We start from the raw sequence: 23,354 nt of genomic DNA, 5'->3' as shown, positions 1-23,354 counted from the left end.
AAAAAATGAAATTATGTTTTTATCCTATTTTATTTTTTATTTAGCATCTAAATTATTATGAACAACATACAACAAAATCTAATTAATATCAAAAATCGCATTATACAAGCAGCTAATAAATATCATCGAGAGCCAGAAGATATTACTTTGCTTGCCGTAAGTAAAAACAAATCTTATAATGCAATTCAAGAAGCTATAAATTTTGGTCAATACCAGTTTGGAGAAAATTATCTAAAAGAAGGGTTAGAAAAAATTGCTCATTTTAGTAACAAACAGGATTTAATATGGCACTTTATTGGGACGCTGCAATCCAATAAAACAAAATTAATAGCTGAGAATTTTACTTGGTGTCATACTATTAATAAATTAAAAGTAGCACAAAGATTAAATAATCAACGTCCGATAAATAAAGCACCACTAAACGTACTAATCCAAATTAATATTAATTATGAAATAAGTAAATCTGGTATCACACCTGCAGAATTAGATAAATTAGCAGCTGAAATTGTATTACTACCAAATTTAAAATTACGTGGCTTAATGACAATTCCAACATTAAATAATGATATTAACCAACAAATATCAATTTTTCGTAGCATGGAAAACTTATTCCATCAGCTAAAAAAAAAATATCAAGATATTGATATACTTTCTATGGGCATGACCGCTGATCTTGATATTGCCATTGCTTGTGGTTCAACATTAGTCAGAATTGGGACCGCTATTTTTGGTTCACGATAATAAACTCATTAAAAAAGTGAAACATTATCAACAATCTTAACATAAATCTGATACTTATTATGCATGATATGCAATCTCTATTTAAGCAAACTATTCCTGATCTTTATTATCATTAATTCTATATTTAAAGATGAGATGACAAAGCTTGCTACATAAATAATAGCTAATTTCGGCAATTGCCGCAAAGTATTCTGAATAGAAGAGGAAATTAATGATATTATTTACTTGACTGGGATTATGCCTGCTGCCTTTTACCTATTGATGTAATCAATGCAACAGTTGGCTTAATGATTTGGTTTTGATAGTTAAATAGCAAAAAGATAGTTTTATATACTTACCAAAATTCTATGGTCCTGTAAACAAAAAAATAATACCTATATTTTATGATACTAAAATAGGGACTACAGCTAAATACTTAAAGCATTTTTATCAAACTAATCTACCTAAAATTATCAATAATTTATACCTAAATCAGCCACACTGATGACATATAAAAAAAATTTTAATTTATCAGGATAAATAAATGCTATTTTTAACCTTTATAGTACCAACCATAATTGAACTATACACTATTATTTTATTGCTACGAGTTTGGATGCAATGGATTAGAGTAGATTTCTACAATCCATTTTCCCAATTTGTGGTCAAAATTACTCAACCAATTGTAGGACTATTGCGGCATTTTATTCCTGCTATTGGGGATATTGATGCAGCAACTCTATTAGTATCCTATATTTTTACCATAGTCAATATTCTTTTTATCATGTGGGCAACAAACACACGTGCTTTAATCAGCATATCGCTATTACCTATTAGCTTTATTCAATTATTAACCTATGCCGGCAAATTAGGTTTTTGGCTAATTTTAATTAGAGCTCTTCTTAGTTGGATAACCCAAGGTCATAATACTATTGATTATATTCTTATCCAGTTAACCGAACCTTTGATATCACCCATTCGTATTATTATCCCTGCTATGGGTAGGTTAGATTTCTCGTCCATGATAGTGATGCTAATTTTGATCGCTTTAAATTATCTGTTTCTAGATATTCTACTATTTGTAGATCCAATAATTACCAATATACTATATTCAGTTCACTATTTGATGTAAAGGTAAGTCAAAAAACTTAATATAAAAAGTAATATTAACAACAGTTAATTCACAGCAAGGTAAGTAAATTTACTAAACTATAAAAATAGTATAACTTATATGTTATTACTTAAATTTAGATTAGTATAATAGAATAAATTGGGCTAAATTTTATTGAAAATGAGATATTAAAAACGATTCACCCGAAAAAAGCATCTGGTTATCGCTGCCATTACCGATAATTCAGGTATTTCAGATTAATCAATTAAAATGTACTCAAGATATTTTAGATCACTGTGTAGGCACAAATATCTTATAAAGAAAATTTATACAAACTATTATCCATAAAAAAGACTAATTTAATTATTATGTAATAATAGCCTATAAATTATGAACATCTAAAATGTTAATTAATCAGTGAATAAGATAAGGTGAGTAAGTAATATTCATACGCTTAAAAGGTAATCAATACTTTATTAAATAACTAACTTCTGCCTTCTGCAGCAAGTTCTCTATTGTTGCTATAACTAATTAAGTTTTATAACTTTATTTAAAAATAGAAAAAATAAATATCAACCTAGCTGCCTACGTGCATTACGGAAAATGCACATCCATGGGCTCTCCTCACTCCATTCTGATGGATGCCATGAATGGGTAACGGTACGAAATACCCGCTCTGGATGCGGCATCATAATAGTTGCCCGACCATCTATACTCGTAACTGCAGTAATACCATTAATAGATCCATTAGGATTTGCTGGATATTGTTTAGTTACCTTACCATAATTATCAACAAAGCGTAGCACTACCACTACTAAATGATTTTTTTCTAAATTATTAAGATGCTTAATGTTTCGCATCTCAACTTGCCCTTCACCATGAGATACCACTATTGGTAGCTGGCACCCAGCCATATCTTGTAAGAAAAGGGAAGGACTTTCCATCACTTTTACTAAACTAAAACGTGCTTCAAATCGTTCTGAACGATTACGGACAAATCTTGGCCAATATTCAGCACCTGGAATTAATTGATGAAGATTAGACATCATTTGACAGCCATTACATATGCCTAAAGATAAAGTATCAGAGCGAGTAAAAAAGTCAAAAAATTCGTCACGTATGCGTGAATTAAATAAGATTGATTTTGCCCAACCCTCTCCAGCTCCCAATACATCACCATAAGAAAAACCACCACAGGCAACTAATAGCTGGAAATTAGCTAGTTTTACTCTGCCTGCTAATAAATCACTCATATGTACATCAATGACAGTAAACCCTGCACGGTGAAATGCTGCTGCCATTTCAACATGGGAATTAGTACCCTGTTCACGCAAAACAGCCACTTTTGGTGCTGGAGTTGTCATAATATATGGCGCAGCAACATCATTTGCTAGGTTAAAGTTTAATTTTACATTCAATCCAGGATCTGCCTGGTCTTGTTTAGACTGATGTTCCTCATCGGCACACTCAGGATTATCACGTAAGCGTTGCATTTGCCAGGTAGTTTCAGCCCACCATAAACGTAATTGGCTACGCTTTTCGCAATATATTTCTCTGCCGTGACTATTGATTACAACAATATCATTTTTAATTGCCATACCAATATAATGTACACACTTAGCTAACCCATGCTTGATTAGACAAGAATAAACAATTTCCCTATCAGCTTGCTTAACTTGAATAACTGCTCCTAATTCTTCACTAAATAAAGCAGCAACAATATCATTATCATAATGACTAATATCAATATTCAAACCACAATGACCAGCAAATGCCATTTCTGCTAATGTAACAAACAGGCCACCATCAGAACGATCATGATACGCCAATATTTTTTTTTCTTTTATAAGCGTCTGAATTGCATTAAAGAAACCAGTTAATAATTTAGCATCACGTACATCCGGCGGTTGATCACCTAATTGCCGGTATACCTGTGCAAGAGCTGAACCGCCCAATGAATTATAACCTTGTCCTAGATCAATTAATAATAGTACATTATCTTGCTCACTTTTCAAAAAAGGTGTAACAGTAAAACGAACATCTTCAACTCTAGAAAAAGCGGTAATAACAACTGAAAGCGGTGCAGTCATTTTACAAATCTGTTCACCATCATGCCAGGTGGTCTTCATTGACATAGAATCTTTCCCAACTGCGATAGTTAAATCTAAGGCCGGACATAGCTCTTCACTAATAGCCTTTACTGCTTGATACAAACCAGCATCTTCACCAGGATGTCCTACTGCTACCATCCAATTAGCAGAAAGTTTTACCCGTTTTAGGTTTTGAACATAGGCGGCCGCGATATTTGTCAATGCCTCCCCAACTGCCATCCGGCTAGATGCGGCATAGTCCAATAGCGCAATGGGTGAGCATTCACCGATAGACATAGCTTCGCCATAATAACTTTCCAAACTAGCTGTTGTTACCGCACAATCAGCAACTGGGATCTGCCAAGGACCAATCATTTGATCTCTAGTAACCATTCCAGTGACACTACGATCACTAATAGTAATAAGAAAAGTCTTCTCTGCTACTGATGGCAAATGTAATACCCGTTTGCTTCTGTTAAGATTATCTCCTCTCGATTAATCGGCTTACCAGTAGCAAATTGAGAACTAACATCACGTATCATGTTAGGTACTTTACCTAACAAAATATCAAGAGGCATACTAATAGGTTGGTTAGTAAAATAACTATCATTAAGAACAATATCCCTATTTTCTGTCGTTTCACCAACAACAGAATATGGCGCTCGTTCTCGACGACAGATGAACTCAAATAAGAGAAGTTGTTCAGGTAAAAGAGCTAATACATAGCGTTCTTGAGATTCATTACACCAAATTTCACGAGGATCCATACCTAGTTCATCATTTAATATTTTACGTAGTTCTAGTACTCCTCCTCGATCAGCATAATTAACTAACTCAGGAATAGCATTAGAAAGCCCACCAGCGCCAACATCATGAATAAATAAGATTGGATTATCAGTACCTAACTGCCAGCAACGATCAATAACCTCTTGACAACAACGCTCCATTTCAGGGTTATCTCGTTGCACCGAAGAAAAATCAAGATCATACCCCCCTAAAATTATTGATGAAGCAGCGCTACCTTCCAGCCCAATATTCATAGATGGACCACCTAATACGATTAATTTAGCACCAACTGGAATATTACTCTTTTGAACATGTTCTGTTCGAATATTACCTATACCACCTGCTAACATAATCGGTTTGTAGTAACCACGTAATTCTGCTCCATTATGACTATTAACTAGTTCTTCATAAGTGCGAAAATAACCTAATAAAACTGGTCGACCAAATTCATTATTAAACGCAGCGCTACCTAATGGACCATCCAGCATAATATTAAGCGCACTAACAATACGTTGTGGCTTACCAAAATTTTGTTCCCAAGGTTGTTTAAACCCTGGAATGAGTAAGTTAGAAACAGCAAATCCAACTAAGCCTGCTTTAGGCTGTGCACCACGCCCTGTTGCTCCTTCATCGCGTATTTCTCCACCAGAGCCAGTGGCAGATCCGGGCCAAGGAGAAATAGCTGTTGGGTGATTATGGGTCTCTACTTTCATCAAAATATCAGCATTTTCATTATGATAATCATACTTACCGGTGACTAGATCAGGAAAAAAACGACCAATATTAGATCCTTTCATCACGGCAGCATTATCTTTATAAGCAGATAAAATATAATCTGGAGTTTGTTGATAAGTATTTTTTATCATTTTAAACAAAGAGTTAGGTTGTTTTTCACCATCAATAACCAAACTGGCATTAAATACTTTATGCCGACAATGTTCTGAATTAGCTTGGGCAAACATATATAGCTCAACATCCGTTGGATCACGTTTTAATGTTTGGAAGGTATGCATTAAATAATCAATTTCATCTGGGGCTAAAGCTAGCCTTAATGCAGTATTTGCTAATTCAAGTGCACGACGACCATTTTTTAATATTTCTATCGTCATCATAGGTGCTGGCTTATTGTACGCAAACAATGATTTTACTTCTTCGAAAGAATTCAAAACAATTTCAACCATACTATCGTGCAAAATAATCAATAAATCATCTAATTGTGATATATCTAATGGTTTGGAATAAATAATATAATAAGCAATACCACGCTCAAGCCTGATAACCTGCTGTAATCCACAATTATGAGCAATATCCGTTGCCTTTGAAGACCAGGGTGAAATAGTGCCGGGCCTTGGAGTAACCAAGAATAATTTGCCAATAGGCTGTAGTTTATTTAATGAAGGGCCATAATGAAGCAATTCACCCAATTTTTTTGATCGTCCGGATTTAATGACGCAACAAGTTCAACAAAGTGAACATATTCAGCATAAATATCAATAACAGGTAGTTGCTTCGGTTGGCATAGAGAAAGAAGCTTAGTAATCCTAAATGTTGATAACGCTGGTGAACCACGCAAAATTTCCATAGTAATTAAGTCTTTTAGTTTATAAAATTAGCCTAAAGGCTGTATATCAGGAAAACTAAAAAATTATTATAAAGTATCATCAAACGTTACGAAATAGTTTCCGTACAAGAATAATATCGTGTCCGCTAGCTAAATACCCAACTTGGTTTCATAATTTAATGATGCTAACGATACCTAGCATCAAAACTATTGATATGTCAGAAGATAACTAAGCAGGTAGTACTGTTTGTTTACAATATATAATTATACAGTTATCAAGCACTATTGCTACTGATTGATAATGGCATTTAGTTTGCATTAAAATATAACATAGTGGTGTGGCATATGCCTTATGCCAGGAAGCTGATACACATAAAAAATGTAATTAGTTAGATATAAAAGCTAAATTTTACTTATTAGTGCATATTTAATTTATCAAATCTACACTTTCTTAGTTGATTTTTTATTCGCAGTTTTTGAAAAAAAACACTTAACATCGCCGAACATTCATCGGCCAAAATACCTCTCGATACCAGAACACGATGATTCATATTAGGATGATTAAAAACATCAATAACTGAACCAGCTGCTCCAGTTTTTTGATCTGAGGCACCATATACTAAACGACTTATGCGCGCATGAATCATGGCTCCAGCACACATAATACAAGGCTCCAGTGTAACATAAAGCACGGTATTAAGTAATCGATAATTTTGTAAAATTTTACCAGCAGCCCGCAAAGCTAAAATCTCCGCATGAGCGCATGGATCGTGCGATAAAATAGGATGATTTCAACCTTCTGCAATTAATTTATCTTTATGTATTAATACCGCTCCAACAGGAATTTCACCTTTTACTGGCGTATTTTTAGCTATTGAAATAGCTTTTTGCATCCAATAAATATCTTTATTAGCGTGCTCCACAAATAAAAACCTCAAATTGTTATTTTAAATAACAAAAACAGTTATGATATAATATTACTTTTATATATTAAAATAGTTTAGTATTAGATAACTACAATCTCATATATTAAATATAAATAATAAATAACCATCAAAATTATTTATCTCATTATAAAATTAACTAATTTAACTTTGTTATTATAGTATTAAGGGTATTAATTATATCTCTATCAAATATAATTTGATGATAAAAAATTAATTATTATCATATTATTAGTTTAATTTATTAAAATATTGGTTCTCCATTAAGAATAAATTATACGATAAGTATCATGGCATTATTGACTATACTTAATACATTACCGATAATGTATTAAGTATAAAATTAGCTGAATTTATTATAAATTCTAGTATAATAATAAATGTAGTTTTTTATTAACTTAATCATATAAATAATATTTTAAATAAAGCTTATAATGTCACTATTAATTACTCATAACTGTATCAACTGTGATATGTGTGAACCAGAATGTCCTAATGCAGCTATTTCAATCGGAGAAGAGGTTTACCAAATTAATCCCAATCTTTGCACTGAATGCATTGGCCACTATGATAAACCAAATTGTCAATCCGTTTGTCCGATTAACAATACCATTATTAAGAATTCTAATAATATTGAAACAAAAGAGCAATTGTGGGATAAATTTGTATTATTACATTATGCCAATAAAATTTAACTTTCCATAATCACAGTGGCATAAACATAATTTTGTTCATCAGATAATGATACATGGATATGTTGCACACCTAATAAATTAGCCAATATTTTTGATTGTCCTAGTAAATTAAGCCCTGGCTTACCTAATTCATCATTAAAAACTTCAAACTGATTAAGCGCTAAACCATTTCGTATTCCTGTTCCTAATGCTTTTGCTGCTGCTTCTTTAACAGCAAAACGCTTAACTAAAAATCTGACAGGATGATAATGATTTTGATATTGGCGCCACTCTTGAGCGGATAATATCCGTTTTGCCAGACGCTTCTCTAAACGAGAGATAATCTGCTCAATACGTACAATTTCAACCAGATCGGTACCTAATCCAATAATTGCCATTAACCACGCACCTCTCGAAAAATTTTCTTCATATCACTCACTGCTATTGACATGCCACTAAAAAATGCTCGACCAATAATCGCATGGCCAATATTAAGTTCATATATATCAGGTAATTGAGCAATACGTTTAACATTATGATAAGTTAACCCATGACCAGCATTGACCTTTAGATTTTTTGTAGTAGCATAACTTACCGCTTGTTTAATACGGTTAAACTCTTCTTGTTGTTTTAACTCGCTCTTAGCGTCAGCATAAGTACCAGTATGAATTTCAATAAAAGGGGCACCAATTTCCACTGCAGCATCAATTTGTTGTTCTTTAGCATCAATGAACAAAGAAACTGTGATACCTGCTTCAGTTAAGCGCTTGACAGCTGTTAAGACTAATGCTTGTTGCCTAATAACGTCAAGTCCACCTTCCGTCGTAACTTCTTCACGTCGCTCTGGTACTAGGCAACAACATTGTGGTTTTATCTGACAGGCAAAACTTACCATCTCATCTGTTATTGCTATTTCTAAATTCATTCTAGTTTGTAATATCTGGCGAAGTAACTTAACGTCACGATCAGTAATATGACGACGATCTTCACGTAAATGAACAGTAATCCCATCTGCACCTGTTTGTTCAGCAAGAAATGCAGCATGTACCGGATCCGGATATTGTGTTCCACGTGCATTACGTACTGTAGCAACATGATCAATATTAACGCCTAATAATAAATCTGCCATATTTAACTCCTGTTATATATTTCATAGATCTATGCAATCATAATATATTCATAGGTTTTAATAACCAAGGTTCAATGCATATTATGGAATATAACTTGATAAAAAATTTGATGCTTTTTAATAGACGTCATAGACGTCACACTAATAGGAATTTATAAAAAGCGGAACAAGACTTTTATTTTCAATGAAAAATCTCATATATGAGTATGAAGTACAAATGCATGTTACTAAAAATAAACTAAAAACCTAATGAAGATCGCCAATATAACCTAAACTACGTAGTGCAAGTTCATCATCAGCCCATCCTGATTTAACTTTTACCCAAAGTTCAAGATGAACTTTAGTAGCAAAAAGTTTTTCGATATCGATCGAAGCTTCAATACTAATTTGCTTAATTTTGCTACCTTTATTGCCAATAACTATTTTTTTCTGCCCATCTCTTTCAACCAAAACCAGGCCATAAATGTTATAGCCGCCACGTTCATTTAATACAAATTGGTCAATTTCAACTGCAACAGCATATGGTAGTTCATCGCCGATAAAACCAATTAACTTCTCACGAATAATTTCAGCAGCCATAAACCGTTGTGAGCGATCAGTAATATAATCTACTGGAAAATGATGTGCAGCTTCTGGAAGAAGCTGCCGGACAATATTAGTAATAATATCGATACCGATACCTTTTTCTGCACTAATAGGCACAATATCCCGAAAATTCATTTTATTGCTAAGAAATTTAATATATGGCAGTAGACTGGTTTTATCCACAATATTATCAATTTTATTAATTACAAGTAATACTAGACAAGGCAAATAACGTAGCTTATTTATCACCATATCATCATCTATTGTCCAATGTATACCTTCAACAACAAAAATAATCAGTTCCACATCACCAATTGAGCTACTTGCTGCCTGATTCATTAAACGATTTATTGTGCGTTTTTCTTCTACATGTAATCCTGGTGTATCAACATAAATTATTTGATAATTACCTTCTGTATCAATCCCCATAATACAATTACGGGTTGTCTGTGGTTTACGTGAAGTAATAGAAATCTTTTTTCCAAGTAATTTATTAAGTAATGTTGATTTACCTACATTTGGCCGCCCTATAATGGCTACAAATCCACAATAGGTTTTCTGTTTTCTCATTCAAACTCCAATATTTTCAATGCCTGCTCCGCTGCTGCTTGTTCAGCCTTACGACGACTTGAACCCATTCCTTCCACTGGTTCAGTTATACCACTAAACTGACAATGAATAATAAACTCCTGATCGTGTGCTTCACCACAAACTTGAACTACTAAATAACTTGGTAAAGGTAAATGTCGCCCCTGTAAATACTCTTGTAAACGTGTTTTAGGATCTTTTTGCTTATCGCCTGGACTAATCTCCATCAATCTAGTGTCATACCAAGTTAAAATAATTTTTTCAGTGATTTTAATATCACTATCTAAAAAAATACTGCCAATTAAAGCTTCGATAGTATCTGCTAATATTGATTCTCGACGAAAACCACCGCTTTTAAATTCACCTGGCCCTAAACACAAACATGCTCCCAAATCAAACTCTCGTGCAAGCTCAACCAGTGTATTACTTCTAACTAATGTTGATCGCATACGACTCATATCACCTTCATCAACTTTAGGAAAACGATGGTAAAGATTATTAGCAATCATAAAACTAAGAATTGAATCGCCTAAAAACTCTAATCTCTCATTGTGACTACTACTGGCACTACGATGAGTTAATGCTTGCTTCAATAATTCAATTTGTTTAAAAGTATAGCCAAGCTTACGCTGTAACTGTTTAATTTCTTTATGTTCTGACCACTCAATTAAAGAAGAATTCATGTGTTACCAATTATTTAATTATCAAATTACAAAAACATACGCAACAGATCTACAAAATAAATATTTACAAAACTGTTGCATTAGGAAGTTTCCTGATATCGGTTAATAAAACATAATTTTAAATTATAGTACGATATTCTATATTGATTGATATATAAATAAATTTAGCATCAATGATTAGTTTATATTGTATTAATTACACCAATACGAATTAAACGCACCCCAGTTGGCCATTCATACTCATGCTTATCAAGACAGATAGCACGGCCAACTAAATTTTCTTCTGGGACAAAATCCCACATACGGCTATCTGCACTATTATCCCGATTATCAACCATCATAAAATAGTTTTTAGGAGGAACAATCCATTCATTATTTGGTAACCCATGCTGTTTATAACGTAACTTAATATATACTAGGGGATCACAATAAGATCTTATGATTATTATCATTAAATTGTTCTATTATTTCTGCTTGAAATAATGCTTTACTTGACACTATTCCATCTAATAAAAGTAAATAACTTACTTTCTGCTATAGAATCTTTTTTTTAAAATAAATCCCATTTACTCTCTTTTAAGAAAGAATATACCATTGGTAACACTCGTACACAGTTAGAACTTGAACAGTTTGGGTATATACGTAACTCTTTTTGTTTAGGATAATAAATGATTTTATTACCAGGTATACAGATAACACTTTTAAGAAAATCTACACTAAGATCTTTAGGAAATTTAAATTTTGTTTGTATAAAATAATCCTTTAATACATAAGCAAACTTTTCTACTAATATAAAATTACCTACTAATAAAGTAGGCATTATTGAACCTGAAGGGATTTGAAACAGCTCATAAATAAACTAGCGTATCACTAATCCTATCGCTAATATAGCAAAGGTAGATGCACAATTATAAAACCATGAGATTTTATTAAATTTTTTAACTAAACCATCTGATCTAAATTTCTATTAGTAATATTTTGATGCTTAACTATTTTTTCTTACGAGCAGGTTCTAATTTAAAGCGATAAATACCCCAAATAATTCCTGTAATAAAGGTCGTCAACATCAAGATCAAAATAACTCCTTACAACAGTTAATTATCTTTACCTATGTGAAGAATAGCAAGGAATGCTTCCTGTGGAAGTTTAATATTACCAACCTGCTTCATTCTTTTCTTACCTTCTTTCTGTTTATGTAGTAATTTTTTCTTGCGGCTAACATCACCACCATAACATTTAGCTAATACATTTTTGCGTAATTGTTTCACCGTTGAACGCGCTATAATATGGGTACCAATTGCAGCCTGTATTACAATATCAAACTGCTGGCGAGGGATAATAGATTTAATTTTATCTACCAGCTTACGACCTAGAGATGGTGCATTTGCACGATGAGTAATTAATGCTAAAGCGTCAACTATTTCACCATTAATTAATACATCTACACGCACTATATCAGCTACCTGGAAACGGACAAAACTATAATCCAATGAAGCATATCCACGTGAAGTAGATTTCAAGCGATCAAAGAAATCTAATACCAGCTCAGCCATATTAATTTCATAAGTTAATGCAACATGTTTACCATGGTAAACTATATTAATCTGAATACCTCTTTTTTCTGCACATAGCGTAATGACATTACCAAGATATTCCTTAGGAAGGAATATTTTACATTCTGCAATTGGTTCGCGTAATTCATTTATATTATAAAGTGCTGGTAACTTAGAGGGACTATCAATATAGATTATTTCACCATTTATTAACTCAATTTCATAAATCAGTGTAGGGGCAGTTGTAATAATATCCAAATCATATTCACGTTCCAAACGCTGTTGGATAATTTCCATATGAAGAAGACCAAGGAAACCACATCTAAATCCAAAACCTAATGCCGTTGAGCTCTCTGGTTCATAAAATAATGAAGCATCATTCAAGCTTAATTTAGCTAAAGCATCACTAAATGATTTATAATCATCAGAGCTAACGGGGAATAAACCAGAATAAACCTGCGGGTTTACTTTTTTGAAGCCAGGCAACGCCTGTATTGCAGGGTTACGAGCACCGGTTAATGTATCGCCAACGGGCGCACCGTGAATATCTTTTATGGCACAGACTAACCAACCTACTTCTCCACAATTTAGTTGTTGACGATCAATTCGTTTAGGTGTAAAAATACCTAAGCGATCTACATTATAAAGTTGGCCTAAACTAATAACTTTAATTTTATCGCCTTTGCAAAGGGTACCGTTTTTAATCCGTACCAGCGAAACAATACCTAAATAATTATCAAACCACGAATCGATAATTAATGCCTGCAAAGGAGCTGTTGGATCACCTTCTGGTGGTGGGATATCTTTAACCAGACGTTCAATTACGTCTTGTACGCCTAATCCAGTTTTTGCTGAACATCTAACAGCGTCATAAGCATCTATACCAATAATATCTTCAATTTCTTCAGCAACCCTATCAGGATCGGCAGCAGGTAAATCGATTTTATTAAGCACAGGAACAACTGCTAAATCCATCTCAATAGCAATATAACAATTAGCCATGGTTTGCGCTTCTACACCTTGCCCGACATCAACAACGAGTAATGCACCTTCACAAGCAGTTAATGAACGTGATACTTCATAAGAGAAGTCAACATGTCCCGGTGTATCAATAAAATTAAGCTGATAAGTTTCACCATCACTAGCTTTATAATTAATGGTAATACTCCTCGCTTTTATTGTTATTCCTCGTTCCCTCTCCAAATCCATAGAGTCTAATACCTGTGGTGGCCTTTCAGATTGTGAAAGACCACTGCAGATCTGAATAATACGATCTGACAGAGTAGATTTACCATGATCAATGTGAGCGATGATGGAAAAATTTCTTATGTATTTTATTTTCAAGGTTATATTTTCTTCTAAATGGATTGAAAAAATTATTTTTAGTAATAGTTTAGACCTAAAAAGCAAACACTAATAAAACATGTTATAACAATAGTGCTAATTTTACGTATAAGAGATAAATAACTAAAATAATCATTAATAATGAAAAAGTTATTTTTATGCAAAAGCAATGGTTTTATCAACAGTAGGAATCGTAGCAGATATTTATCTGCCCCGTATTGGTAGAACTGATGGTGCTGGGAGAAAGTAAATTATAATTAGCTTAGTAAAAGCCTATGATTAACCACCCTTAGGTAAAATTTTAAAATATCTTAAACAGCTATTAAAAAACTAAAAGTTAACTACATAAACCTAACCTTTTGTAAAAAATACAGATAAAACAACAAAAAAAAATTATACGCCAAAATTTTTAAACACCATCGTAACCGTAAAAATATTAGAAAACATCTAACCCAATTAGTAATACTAATTAATAACAACTAATAAATATTTAAACTATTTATTTAATAAAATAACAAAAATTAATATACTAACATAATTATTATATTGTTAATTATTCCTCTATTACTATACGTTGCTACTCATATATTTTAAAATTTTAATGCGACCCATAGCCTATAATAATAATAGTTAATTAAATTTATGAATTTAAAATTGCATCTTCTAAATTTATGAAGAAATATTATATTAATATTTAATTTTGTACTCCTTCTACCAACACCTGTGATTTTAATTAAAAGGGTATTTTGTGTTACATTTAAATAAACCTAATCACTTCTTAGTAAAAATTTGTCCATCATTGTTGGGGGATAACAGTGATTACCGAAAAATAAAATAAATACTACCACCATATAGGTGGTAGTATTTCAGCTGCTTATTTTACTTTTGACACAACTACCATCGCTGGACGTAGTAAACGACCGTTTAATGTATAACCTTTCTGCATAACATCAATAACTTGATTAGGTTCATGTTCTTCCGAATCGATCATCTTCATTGCTTGATGTAGTTCTGGATTGAAAGGAATATTCTTCTCAGCTAACACCTTAATACCGTATTTGCTAATTGCAGCTAAAAAAGAATTTAAAGTTAATTCAAGCCCTTCAAGCATTGACATCGATTCTGCATTTTTACGATCAACAACTTCAATTGCTCTTTCTAAATTATCAATAACTGGTAACAATTCATTAGCAAATCGTTCTAGGGCAAATTTATATCCTTTTTCAACATCCTGCTCAGTACGTCGCCGAATATTCTCAACTTCAGCTTTTGCACGCAGCAACACTTCACGCTCACGTTTTTGAGCTTCAAGCAACTGATGCTCTAATTGAGTAATACGCGGATCAATTACTTCATTAGAACTTACTATTTGATCTGTATTAATTACTTCATTAGAACTTACTATTTGATCTGTATTAATTACTTCATTAGAACTTACTGTTTGATCTGTATCAATTACTGGTTCTTTTATCTCATCTTTTTGTTTAGAGGCTTGCTCATCATCTACTTTATGATCTTTACTCATCATGAGTATCTCCACATTCTTTTTTAGAATTAATTCAAAATGTTAATTTATAGTGGGGATAAAAGTTTGGGATTCAAGAGAAAACGCAAACTTGTAAGAGTAATAAACCATGCTAACAGAAAAAATTATTTAAATCTATTGGTATTGTTGGTCATTCTATACATACAGAGGTATTGGCAACTCATGAACAACTTTATAATTAGCGAAAAAATATAAAATTATTGTTCTATATTGTTATCAATAACGCTAATTTTGGTGGTGAATGTTAAATGATCATAAACTATAATAGCTAATACTTATATTAGCTAGCCAGTTTTATAAAAAAACTAGTTAATACTGTATATTATTTTAAATAATATTTAATCTATAATTTACCATTATGGTTAAATAACCTAAAATATATCTGTATAGTTCACCATAGAGCAGCTCATATTAGAACTTTACCAATTTTCTATTATTAATATTCAGTATAAAAATATATTTAAAATTACTAGTTAAGTAACCATAATTAATCTTTGATATTTTATTAACAATAAACCCTTATTAAAATTAGGCGATAAAGAATACTTATTCAAATATATAGATAAAAAATTTAACAATTATTATTAGATAATTAGCATCAAAAATTTATCTTATATACTTACTTAAGAAAACCAAACTGCTGTCTTAGCTGAAATTAAATCTAACTATAAAATTAGCATCAAATAACTAAACGCCTATTGTTCCAACAATGGATTAAATATCTTTATTAAATAATTAGATGAATTGACACCACAAGAGCAAGAATATAAATAGCTAACTAAGCTGGAAAATTTATTCCCTTTAGTCAAAAGGAATTACTAATTCTTAATAAGAATCAGGAACAAAATATTAGCTTGATGCTGAATTTTGCAAAATAAAAAAATTAAAAAACTTACTTTACTAGATATGTTTAAAGAGGCATCAATCAAAATTGATAAAGTAAGTAATGAATTAAGTCATTGTGATGCTAGAACGGAAAGAACTATATTCTAGCTAGCTATTAAAATTATCACAACGTATCGCTAAAGATATAAATATATAACGTAAATATCATATTTTTCCTTAATTACTGGTTGAATTACACCAATACATCTGGTAGAATAAATTAGTAATAAGATGATGGTAATTAATTAAATAGTCAGGTTTTTAATATCAATATCTATAACTCAATTAAATACGGCAGTAATATACCAATTAATAACAAACAATATGCATCTAATCATAAATATTTATAAATTATAGGTAGAATTTAATGTTATAATCAATACTAAATAACAACATCAATCATTAGAAAGTTAATGAAGGTGTAGAACTTTTACGTATTAAGCTTATAGCCCTTAGGCAATTAAACTAAAATTATATTTATTACCTATTTAAATTTAGTTACAGCGTGTGGACATCATATTTTTATGCAAACTAATAATTACTAAACATAAAAGCAAATACCATTTTAGATAAAAAAACTAAATTACAATAAATTGCCCGATTACTAGATGGTAGTGTAATAACAAAAACATCCTATTTAATGTAAGAGATCTACTTAATACCTAAAAAAATCTTTAACTATACTATATATTATATATCATAGAGAAAAGGTTTTAATTTTATCAATATAATTATTATCGATATTCTTAAACTTAAAGAAAGATATGACTAAAAGCTCACTAAATAAATTAATTAGTCAATTAAAAATCAATACATAACTTAACTTTATAAGCATTTTAATTGAGAGATATAAATAACTAATTAACTATTTACCAAATATATTTGAATACTATTATTATCGAGTAATATATTCTGGGTAATAAAAGTATTACTAATACCTGCTTTAGTTAACTAAAGTATTATTAGCATGATTCAGAACCAAAATAACAGAACAAACCGGTAAAAATTATAGATATAAATTCATTAACTAAATTGTATATTTTATTAATACTATAATCTACTTATATAGATATATTAATTTTATTTATAAACATTTTTATTAAATAAATAAAAAATAATAATAATATTGATATATACTTAAAGAAAAATTCTAAATAGAAATTTAGCTTACACTTAACACCGAATAACAGATGATTAAAGTGCTATTTATCTATACGTATAGTATAAATAATTATGACAAATAAAAAAATATACAAACCTAGTTTGGCAATGATTACGCTAAATAAAAGAGCACGCTACGAATACTTCATTAATGAAGAAATTGAGGCAGGCTTAGCTTTGCTAGGTTGGGAAGTAAAATCACTACGTGCAGGTAAAGCAAATATTAATAATAGTTATGTTTTACTAAAAAATGGTGAAGCTTATCTTTTGGGCGCAACAATTACCCCGATTAATGTAGCCTCCTCCTATAATGTAATTTTAGATCATATACGTATTCGAAAATTATTGCTAAATCAGCATGAACTTGATTCGCTATTTGGTAAAATTAATTGCGAAGGACAAACAGCGGTAGCATTATCTCTTTATTGGAAAAATGCCTGGTGTAAAGTAAAAATTGGTATTACAAAGGGGAAAAAAGAGCACAATAAGCGTTCTAACATTAAAGAACGAGAATGGAAGTTAAACAAAGCAAGAATTATGAAAAACGTAGTGCGGTCGATAGGTAAATAATGACCTAAGTGCTAGCACTAGCACTATTAAGTTTTTTTATTATATTATTAATTAATATAGTCAACTTGGGGCTGATTCTGGATTTGACGGAATTCGCGAAACCCAAGGTGCATGCCGAGGGGCGGTTGGCCTCGTAAATAGCCGCAACACATAGTCGCAAACGACGAAAATTACGCACTGGCAGCTTAAAAAACTGCTTAATGCCCTCTCTCCCTAGCCTCGTCTCTTAGGAAGGGGATCAAAGTGAGGTCAAATAAAAGAGATCACGTGGAATACCTAGCCTGAGGTTGAAACGTTAAACTTAATCAGGCTAGTCTGTTAGTAGTGTGTCTGTCCACAACTATATGGCGAATATAAAGACTAGACTAAGCATGTAGTACCGAGGATGAAAGAATTTCGGACGCGGGTTCAACTCCCGCCAGCTCCACCAATATAAAATTTCATCGTAATTTAGGTAGATAACACAATTGCTTATCAAGCAATCTACCGTTTTAAAAAATACTAATTGATAAAATTTTAGCTATTACGGAATAAATTAATAATGTTGCCATTTATTTTGGTTAAATTGTTAGTTAACATGATGCTATAATTACTATTATAACAATAAATAGCATAATATCTAATAAATATATTATATTCATTAATATTATAACAAATAATAAATTTAATTAGTGGTAATAAATTTTTAAAGATCAGTTTTCTTACAAAGAAAAGAATAACTTATTGTATTATAACTGGATCAATATGTATCATTACATTTAAAATAAGTGGATTATCAAATAATTTTTTTCGCGCTAAAACAGCAATTTGATGGCCTTGTTCTACTGTTAAAAGACCATTAACTTCAAGATGAACATCCACTAGCAAATAATCACTAGATTTACGAGTTTTAAGATCATGAATATCAATAACGCCGTCCATTGATAACAATTGTTTACGGATATCGGCAAGTATATGTTCATCAGCTCCTTTATCCATTAGATCGTTAAATGATTTATAAGTAAACTTATACCCTATTTTAATAACTAGAACACCAACAACTAGTGCTGCAATAGAATCAAGAATCCTAACACCATATAAGCTACCAATGATACCAACAGCAACAACTAAAGATGAAGCTGCATCTAAACGTGCATGCCATGCATTAGCTACTAACATACTTGAATTAACCGTATTTGCGACATCAAGCATATAACGAAACAAGCCTTCTTTAACAAGAAGTGATAATAGCGCTACAACCAAAGCAATAATATGCACATCGGGAATTTTAGCTGGATTTAGCATTTTTTCAAAAGCATTCCATACCATGCTACCGCCAACTACTAACAAAATAGTTCCAAGTACTAAAGATGCTCCATTTTCATAGCGTAAATGCCCATAAGGATGATCAGCATCTGGTTGTTTATGACTATGTTTATTAGCGATCAATACCACAAAATCTGTCAATAAATCTGATAATGAATGAAGACCATCAGCAATCAAACCTTGAGAATGTGCCAAAACTCCAATAATAATTTGGCATAAAGATTGAAAAAAATTAATAAAAATACTAATAATAGTGCTTTTTTGGGCAGTATTAAATTTTATTAATTGCTCATTAGAAACAAAACGTGTGTATTTTTCTTCACGTTGTTTAGTTTGTGTCATAATCAAATTCTAAAATTAACTATTTTTAGTAAAAAAAATAAAAAAAGAAAAAATGAGAGTAACCATTTAAAAATATTGTTATCATTAATGCTAATTTTATTCAAAATTAATATTAATTATTAATCTATCTTCCTATCTCTGTGTTATACCAATAATAATCCGCAATAAAAATAGCTATAAATTATCTGCATTTAAGTTAAATATTACAATAGCTATAAACAGTTCTAATAATGCTATTTAACAGGCCGTAATTCTGGAAATAAAATTACATCACGAATAGTATGGCTATTAGTTAATAACATGATCATTCTATCAATACCAATACCTAACCCGGCCGTTGGTGGCAATCCATACTCCAGTGCAGTGATATAGTCATCATCATAAAACATAGCTTCATAATCACCCTCATCTTTTTTACTAATTTGTTCCTTAAAGCGCTCTGCTTGAGCTTCTGCATCATTAAGCTCAGAAAAACCATTCCCAATTTCACAACCACCGATGAAAAATTCAAATCTATCTGTAATAAATGGATTATTATCATTACAACGAGACAATGGAGAAACTTCTGCCGGATATTCAGTAATAAATGTTGGTTGGATCAAATGGCTTTCAGCTACTACCTCAAAGATCTCACACTGTACTCGGCCTAATCCCCAGCCTTTTTCTATCTCAATATTAAGTGATTTTGCAATAGTTATTGCTTTAGTTATATCATCCAAATCAGTAAGTTCCGTTTTGTAACAAAATTTTACTATTGCTTCTTTCATCGTAATTTTGCTAAAAGGCAGCCCAAAATCCAATAAATACTCACCATATTTTACCTTAGTTGTACCTAATACTTCTTGCGTTACCGTTCGGAATAACTCTTCGGTTAACATAATAAGATCTTTATAATCAGCATAAGCCATATACAATTCCATCATAGTAAACTCTGGATTATGGTGAGGTGAAATACCTTCATTACGAAAATTACGATTAATTTCAAAAACTCGCTCAAATCCACCCACAACCAACCGTTTTAGATAAAGTTCTGGCGCAATCCGTAAATACATATCAATATCTAACGTATTATGATGAGTAATAAATGGACGTGCTGCTGCTCCACCAGGTATAATCTGCATTATAGGAGTTTCAACTTCCATGAAATCTTTATTAATCATGAAGTTACGTAAAGTCGATAGTACACGCGAACGCGTAATAAAAGTCTGACGTGATTGCTCATTAGCAATAAGATCTAGATAACGTTGACGATAGCAAGTTTCCTGATCTGCTAGCCCATGGAATTTATCTGGCAAAGGTCGTAATGCTTTGGTTAATAAATAAATTTCATAAGCATGAATGGTTAATTCACCTGTTTTAGTTTTAAATAATTTACCTTTAGTTCCAATAATATCACCAAGATCCCACTTCTTAAACTGTTCGTTATAAATACCTTTTGGTAAATCATCTATTGAAATATAAATCTGAATACGACCACCCATATCTTGTAAAGTCGCAAAAGAAGCTTTGCCCATAATACGGCGCGTGATCATTCGGCCAGCAACAGATACGTTAATATTTAGTGCAGTAAGTTCTTCAGCATACTTTTCATCATATTTAACATGTAAATCGCTAGATAAATATTCCCGGCGAAAATTATTAGGAAAAGCAATACCATTGACCCGCAATCTGGCCAGTTTTTCTCGCCTAGTTTTTAATTCATCATTTAAATCAAAGGAATGCTCAGTACCATGTCCTTGACACATATTTTTTCCTTATAAGCCAGCTTTTAAACTTGCTTCAATGAATTTATCCAGATCACCATCTAGTACCGCTTGGGTATTGTGATTTTCAACACCTGTACGTAGATCTTTAATTCGAGAATCATCTAGCACATAAGAACGAATTTGGCTACCCCAGCCAATATCAGATTTATTTTCTTCTAATGCTTGTTTATCTGAATTTTTCTTTTGCATTTCTAGCTCATATAATTTTGCTTTTAGTTGTTTTAAAGCTTGATCTTTGTTCTTATGTTGAGAACGGTAATTCTGACATTGAGTAACCATTCCAGTTGGAATATGGGTTATACGTACTGCTGACTCTGTTTTATTAACATGTTGACCACCAGCACCTGATGCCCGATAAACATCAATGCGTAAATCTATGGAATTTATTTCAATATTAATATAATCGTTAACTTCAGGATAAATAAAAGCTGAGCTAAATGAGGTATGGCGTCGACCACTTGAATCAAAAGGACTTTTGCGTACTAACCTATGAACACCAGTTTCAGTTCTTAACCACCCAAAAGCATACTCACCAATAATTTTTATAGTAGCTGATTTTACGCCAGCAACGTCGCCATCTGAAACTTCAATAATTTCAGTTTTAAATCCTTTTGATTCTGCCCAGCGTAAATACATGCGCATTAGCATACTAGCCCAATCTTGGGCCTCCGTCCCCCCTGAGCCAGACTGTAAATCAAGATAACAATTAGCTTTTTCATACTGACCTGAAAACATACGACGCAATTCTAATTTTGCTAATTTTCCTTCAAGATGTGCTAACTCCACGGCCGTTTCATAAAAAATTTCTTTATCATCAGCTTCAATAGCCAGATCAAACAACTCAGATACATCATCTAAATCTTGTATCAATAAATCAATAGTTTCCACTATTGATTCAACAGAAGAACGTTCTTTACTCAAAGCCTGAAATATCTTAGGTTCGTTCCAGATATTAGGCTTCTTAAGTTCTGATTTTACTTTTTCCAATCGTTCCTTATTAGCATCATAGTCAAAGATACCCCATTAAGATCTTCATTCGCTCAGACATAGCTTGAATCTGATTTTTTATTGTATTAATTTCAAACATACCTTTAAATATTATTTATGTTATTTTCATTAAAAGTTTTTAAATAACCGCTGTATTATAAATATGCTTTATGATAACTTCTTTCACTAACCAAATTACCACATCTTAGTCAATAATAAGAATACTTTAAATATAATTACTAGCAAATTAGTAGCAGAAAATATTATTTATATTAATGGATATCATTGTTCCCATATACCTTTCAATAAAAAAGGTGAGCATAATAGTCTCAATACTATTCGCAATACCATAAATACTGAATTAGTAACCAAATGTTATGATTACTACTATACTCATTCAAATCAAGTTTATAAGTCAATTATAATATTATAAATACCATTCTAAAAAAAATACTAGATAATGGTTATAACATCCCCTTTAGATGAAAATCACCTTCAGTAGCCAAATGTTTCATTTAAAATTGGCTTAGGGATTAACTAGTTAGTCTAGCAATATCGAATGACAACTATTCATTATTAAGTTCATCATCACTTCAAATAATCACTTTAAGCATATTATTATCTAACAGTTTTACTATCAGATTAACAAAGTGATCTTGAAATTGATAAATTTCTATTTCTTTCTACAGAAACTATTACTTCTGACAAGACTATTTTACTAAAATAAAATAGATTAGCCATCTGACGTAACTATTACTTAACCCAACCTGTTTTATGCAAGCCATAATGAAATGCTAACATAAAATAAAAACTGACTCATACTGGTAATAATTAGCTAAATTATAATTATTATGATTAATAATTGCTTTTGCACAAAGCAGAGCTTATTCTTGCATATCAATGTCCAATTAATTAACATATACTAGGTTTTTTATTGATATCTATACTGTTAAATAACCTGAAAAATTTTTAAGAATAATTATTGATTACATAGCAAAATCTAGAATAGTAAATTCTAGATTAA

Annotated in this window: 15 protein-coding genes, 1 other RNA gene and 2 pseudogenes; 5 read left to right on the top strand and 13 right to left on the bottom strand. The window is 31.5% G+C overall.

The genetic code is table 11. The features are described 5' to 3' along the window. Positions 1-57 precede the first annotated feature (57 nt). Both WBAF_RS01385 and WBAF_RS01380 read left to right on the top strand, forming a co-directional pair. Positions 58-741: a YggS family pyridoxal phosphate-dependent enzyme gene (locus WBAF_RS01385; RefSeq protein WP_121463293.1), complete on the top strand. Its 684-nt coding sequence runs from the start codon at positions 58-60 to the stop codon at positions 739-741. 523 nt (positions 742-1,264) lie between these two features. Further along, on the top strand, positions 1,265-1,852 hold the full coding sequence (locus WBAF_RS01380; RefSeq protein ID WP_121463292.1) for a YggT family protein: 588 nt from the start codon (positions 1,265-1,267) through the stop codon (positions 1,850-1,852). A gap of 551 nt (positions 1,853-2,403) precedes the next feature. On the opposite strand, the pseudogene purL reads toward WBAF_RS01380, so the two are convergent. Continuing rightward, a pseudogene (gene purL / locus WBAF_RS01375) lies at positions 2,404-6,289 on the bottom strand (phosphoribosylformylglycinamidine synthase). A 395-nt stretch (positions 6,290-6,684) separates the two neighbouring features. Beyond that, positions 6,685-7,161 (bottom strand): annotated as a pseudogene (tadA, locus tag WBAF_RS01370) (tRNA adenosine(34) deaminase TadA). Between the two features lie 485 nt (positions 7,162-7,646). On the opposite strand from tadA, the gene WBAF_RS01365 reads away from it, so the two are divergent. Beyond that, positions 7,647-7,907, top strand: coding sequence for a YfhL family 4Fe-4S dicluster ferredoxin (locus WBAF_RS01365; protein ID WP_121463291.1), 261 nt, complete (start codon positions 7,647-7,649; stop codon positions 7,905-7,907). On the opposite strand, the gene acpS is transcribed toward WBAF_RS01365, so the two are convergent. The 8 genes from acpS to grpE all read right to left on the bottom strand — a co-directional run bounded on the left by acpS (position 7,904) and on the right by grpE (position 15,296). Beyond that, entirely contained in the window at positions 7,904-8,284 is a 381-nt protein-coding gene (acpS, locus tag WBAF_RS01360) for a holo-ACP synthase (protein ID WP_121463290.1), read from the bottom strand. The two genes, WBAF_RS01365 and acpS, sit on opposite strands and share 4 nt — an antisense overlap. Then, the gene (gene pdxJ, locus WBAF_RS01355) at positions 8,284-9,015 is read right to left on the bottom strand and encodes a pyridoxine 5'-phosphate synthase (protein WP_121463289.1); all 732 of its coding nucleotides are present in this window, start codon (positions 9,013-9,015) and stop codon (positions 8,284-8,286) included. The genes acpS and pdxJ overlap by 1 nt, the downstream gene beginning before the upstream one ends. 246 nt (positions 9,016-9,261) lie before the next feature. Continuing rightward, complete coding sequence (gene era / locus WBAF_RS01350) at positions 9,262-10,170, bottom strand: GTPase Era (RefSeq protein ID WP_121463288.1); 909 nt, start codon at positions 10,168-10,170, stop codon at positions 9,262-9,264. Further along, complete coding sequence (gene rnc, locus WBAF_RS01345; protein WP_121463287.1) at positions 10,167-10,871, bottom strand: ribonuclease III; 705 nt, start codon at positions 10,869-10,871, stop codon at positions 10,167-10,169. The genes era and rnc overlap by 4 nt, the downstream gene beginning before the upstream one ends. Positions 10,872-11,053: 182 nt before the next feature. Beyond that, the gene (locus WBAF_RS01340) at positions 11,054-11,323 is read right to left on the bottom strand and encodes a S26 family signal peptidase (protein ID WP_197713440.1); all 270 of its coding nucleotides are present in this window, start codon (positions 11,321-11,323) and stop codon (positions 11,054-11,056) included. Between the two features lie 98 nt (positions 11,324-11,421). Then, positions 11,422-11,691 carry a S26 family signal peptidase gene (locus tag WBAF_RS01335; protein WP_121463286.1) on the bottom strand — a complete coding sequence of 90 codons (270 nt, stop codon included), beginning with the start codon at positions 11,689-11,691 and terminating at the stop codon, positions 11,422-11,424. Between the two features lie 274 nt (positions 11,692-11,965). After that, positions 11,966-13,762, bottom strand: a complete 1,797-nt coding sequence (gene lepA, locus WBAF_RS01330) for a translation elongation factor 4 (RefSeq protein ID WP_121463464.1) — start codon at positions 13,760-13,762, stop codon at positions 11,966-11,968. Between the two features lie 880 nt (positions 13,763-14,642). Continuing rightward, a complete protein-coding gene (gene grpE / locus WBAF_RS01325) occupies positions 14,643-15,296 on the bottom strand; it encodes a nucleotide exchange factor GrpE (RefSeq protein ID WP_121463285.1) in 654 nt (217 codons plus the stop codon). A 2,136-nt stretch (positions 15,297-17,432) separates the two neighbouring features. Between grpE and smpB the strand changes: the two genes are divergently transcribed. Together smpB and ssrA are read left to right on the top strand one after the other, a co-directional pair. Beyond that, the gene (smpB, locus tag WBAF_RS01320) at positions 17,433-17,930 is read left to right on the top strand and encodes an SsrA-binding protein SmpB (RefSeq protein WP_121463284.1); all 498 of its coding nucleotides are present in this window, start codon (positions 17,433-17,435) and stop codon (positions 17,928-17,930) included. Between the two features lie 67 nt (positions 17,931-17,997). Beyond that, positions 17,998-18,360: a transfer-messenger RNA gene (gene ssrA / locus WBAF_RS01315) on the top strand. 290 nt (positions 18,361-18,650) lie between these two features. Here the strand turns inward: ssrA and WBAF_RS01310 are convergent. The 3 genes from WBAF_RS01310 to prfB form a co-directional block, all read right to left on the bottom strand. Beyond that, on the bottom strand, positions 18,651-19,577 hold the full coding sequence (locus WBAF_RS01310; RefSeq protein WP_121463283.1) for a cation diffusion facilitator family transporter: 927 nt from the start codon (positions 19,575-19,577) through the stop codon (positions 18,651-18,653). A gap of 233 nt (positions 19,578-19,810) precedes the next feature. Beyond that, complete coding sequence (gene lysS / locus WBAF_RS01305) at positions 19,811-21,322, bottom strand: lysine--tRNA ligase (RefSeq protein WP_121463282.1); 1,512 nt, start codon at positions 21,320-21,322, stop codon at positions 19,811-19,813. A 9-nt stretch (positions 21,323-21,331) separates the two neighbouring features. Next, positions 21,332-22,430, bottom strand: a protein-coding gene (prfB, locus tag WBAF_RS01300; protein WP_121463281.1) for a peptide chain release factor 2 whose coding sequence is annotated in 2 segments (ribosomal slippage) — positions 21,332-22,354 and positions 22,356-22,430 — 1,098 coding nt in all. Because the reading frame shifts where the segments join, the coding sequence is not laid out codon by codon here. Positions 22,431-23,354: the final 924 nt, after the last annotated feature.

It is taken from the genome of Arsenophonus endosymbiont of Aleurodicus dispersus (genome assembly GCF_900343015.1).
Lineage (GTDB): Bacteria > Pseudomonadota > Gammaproteobacteria > Enterobacterales > Enterobacteriaceae > Arsenophonus.
This window is presented reverse-complemented; position numbering and strand designations above follow the sequence as displayed.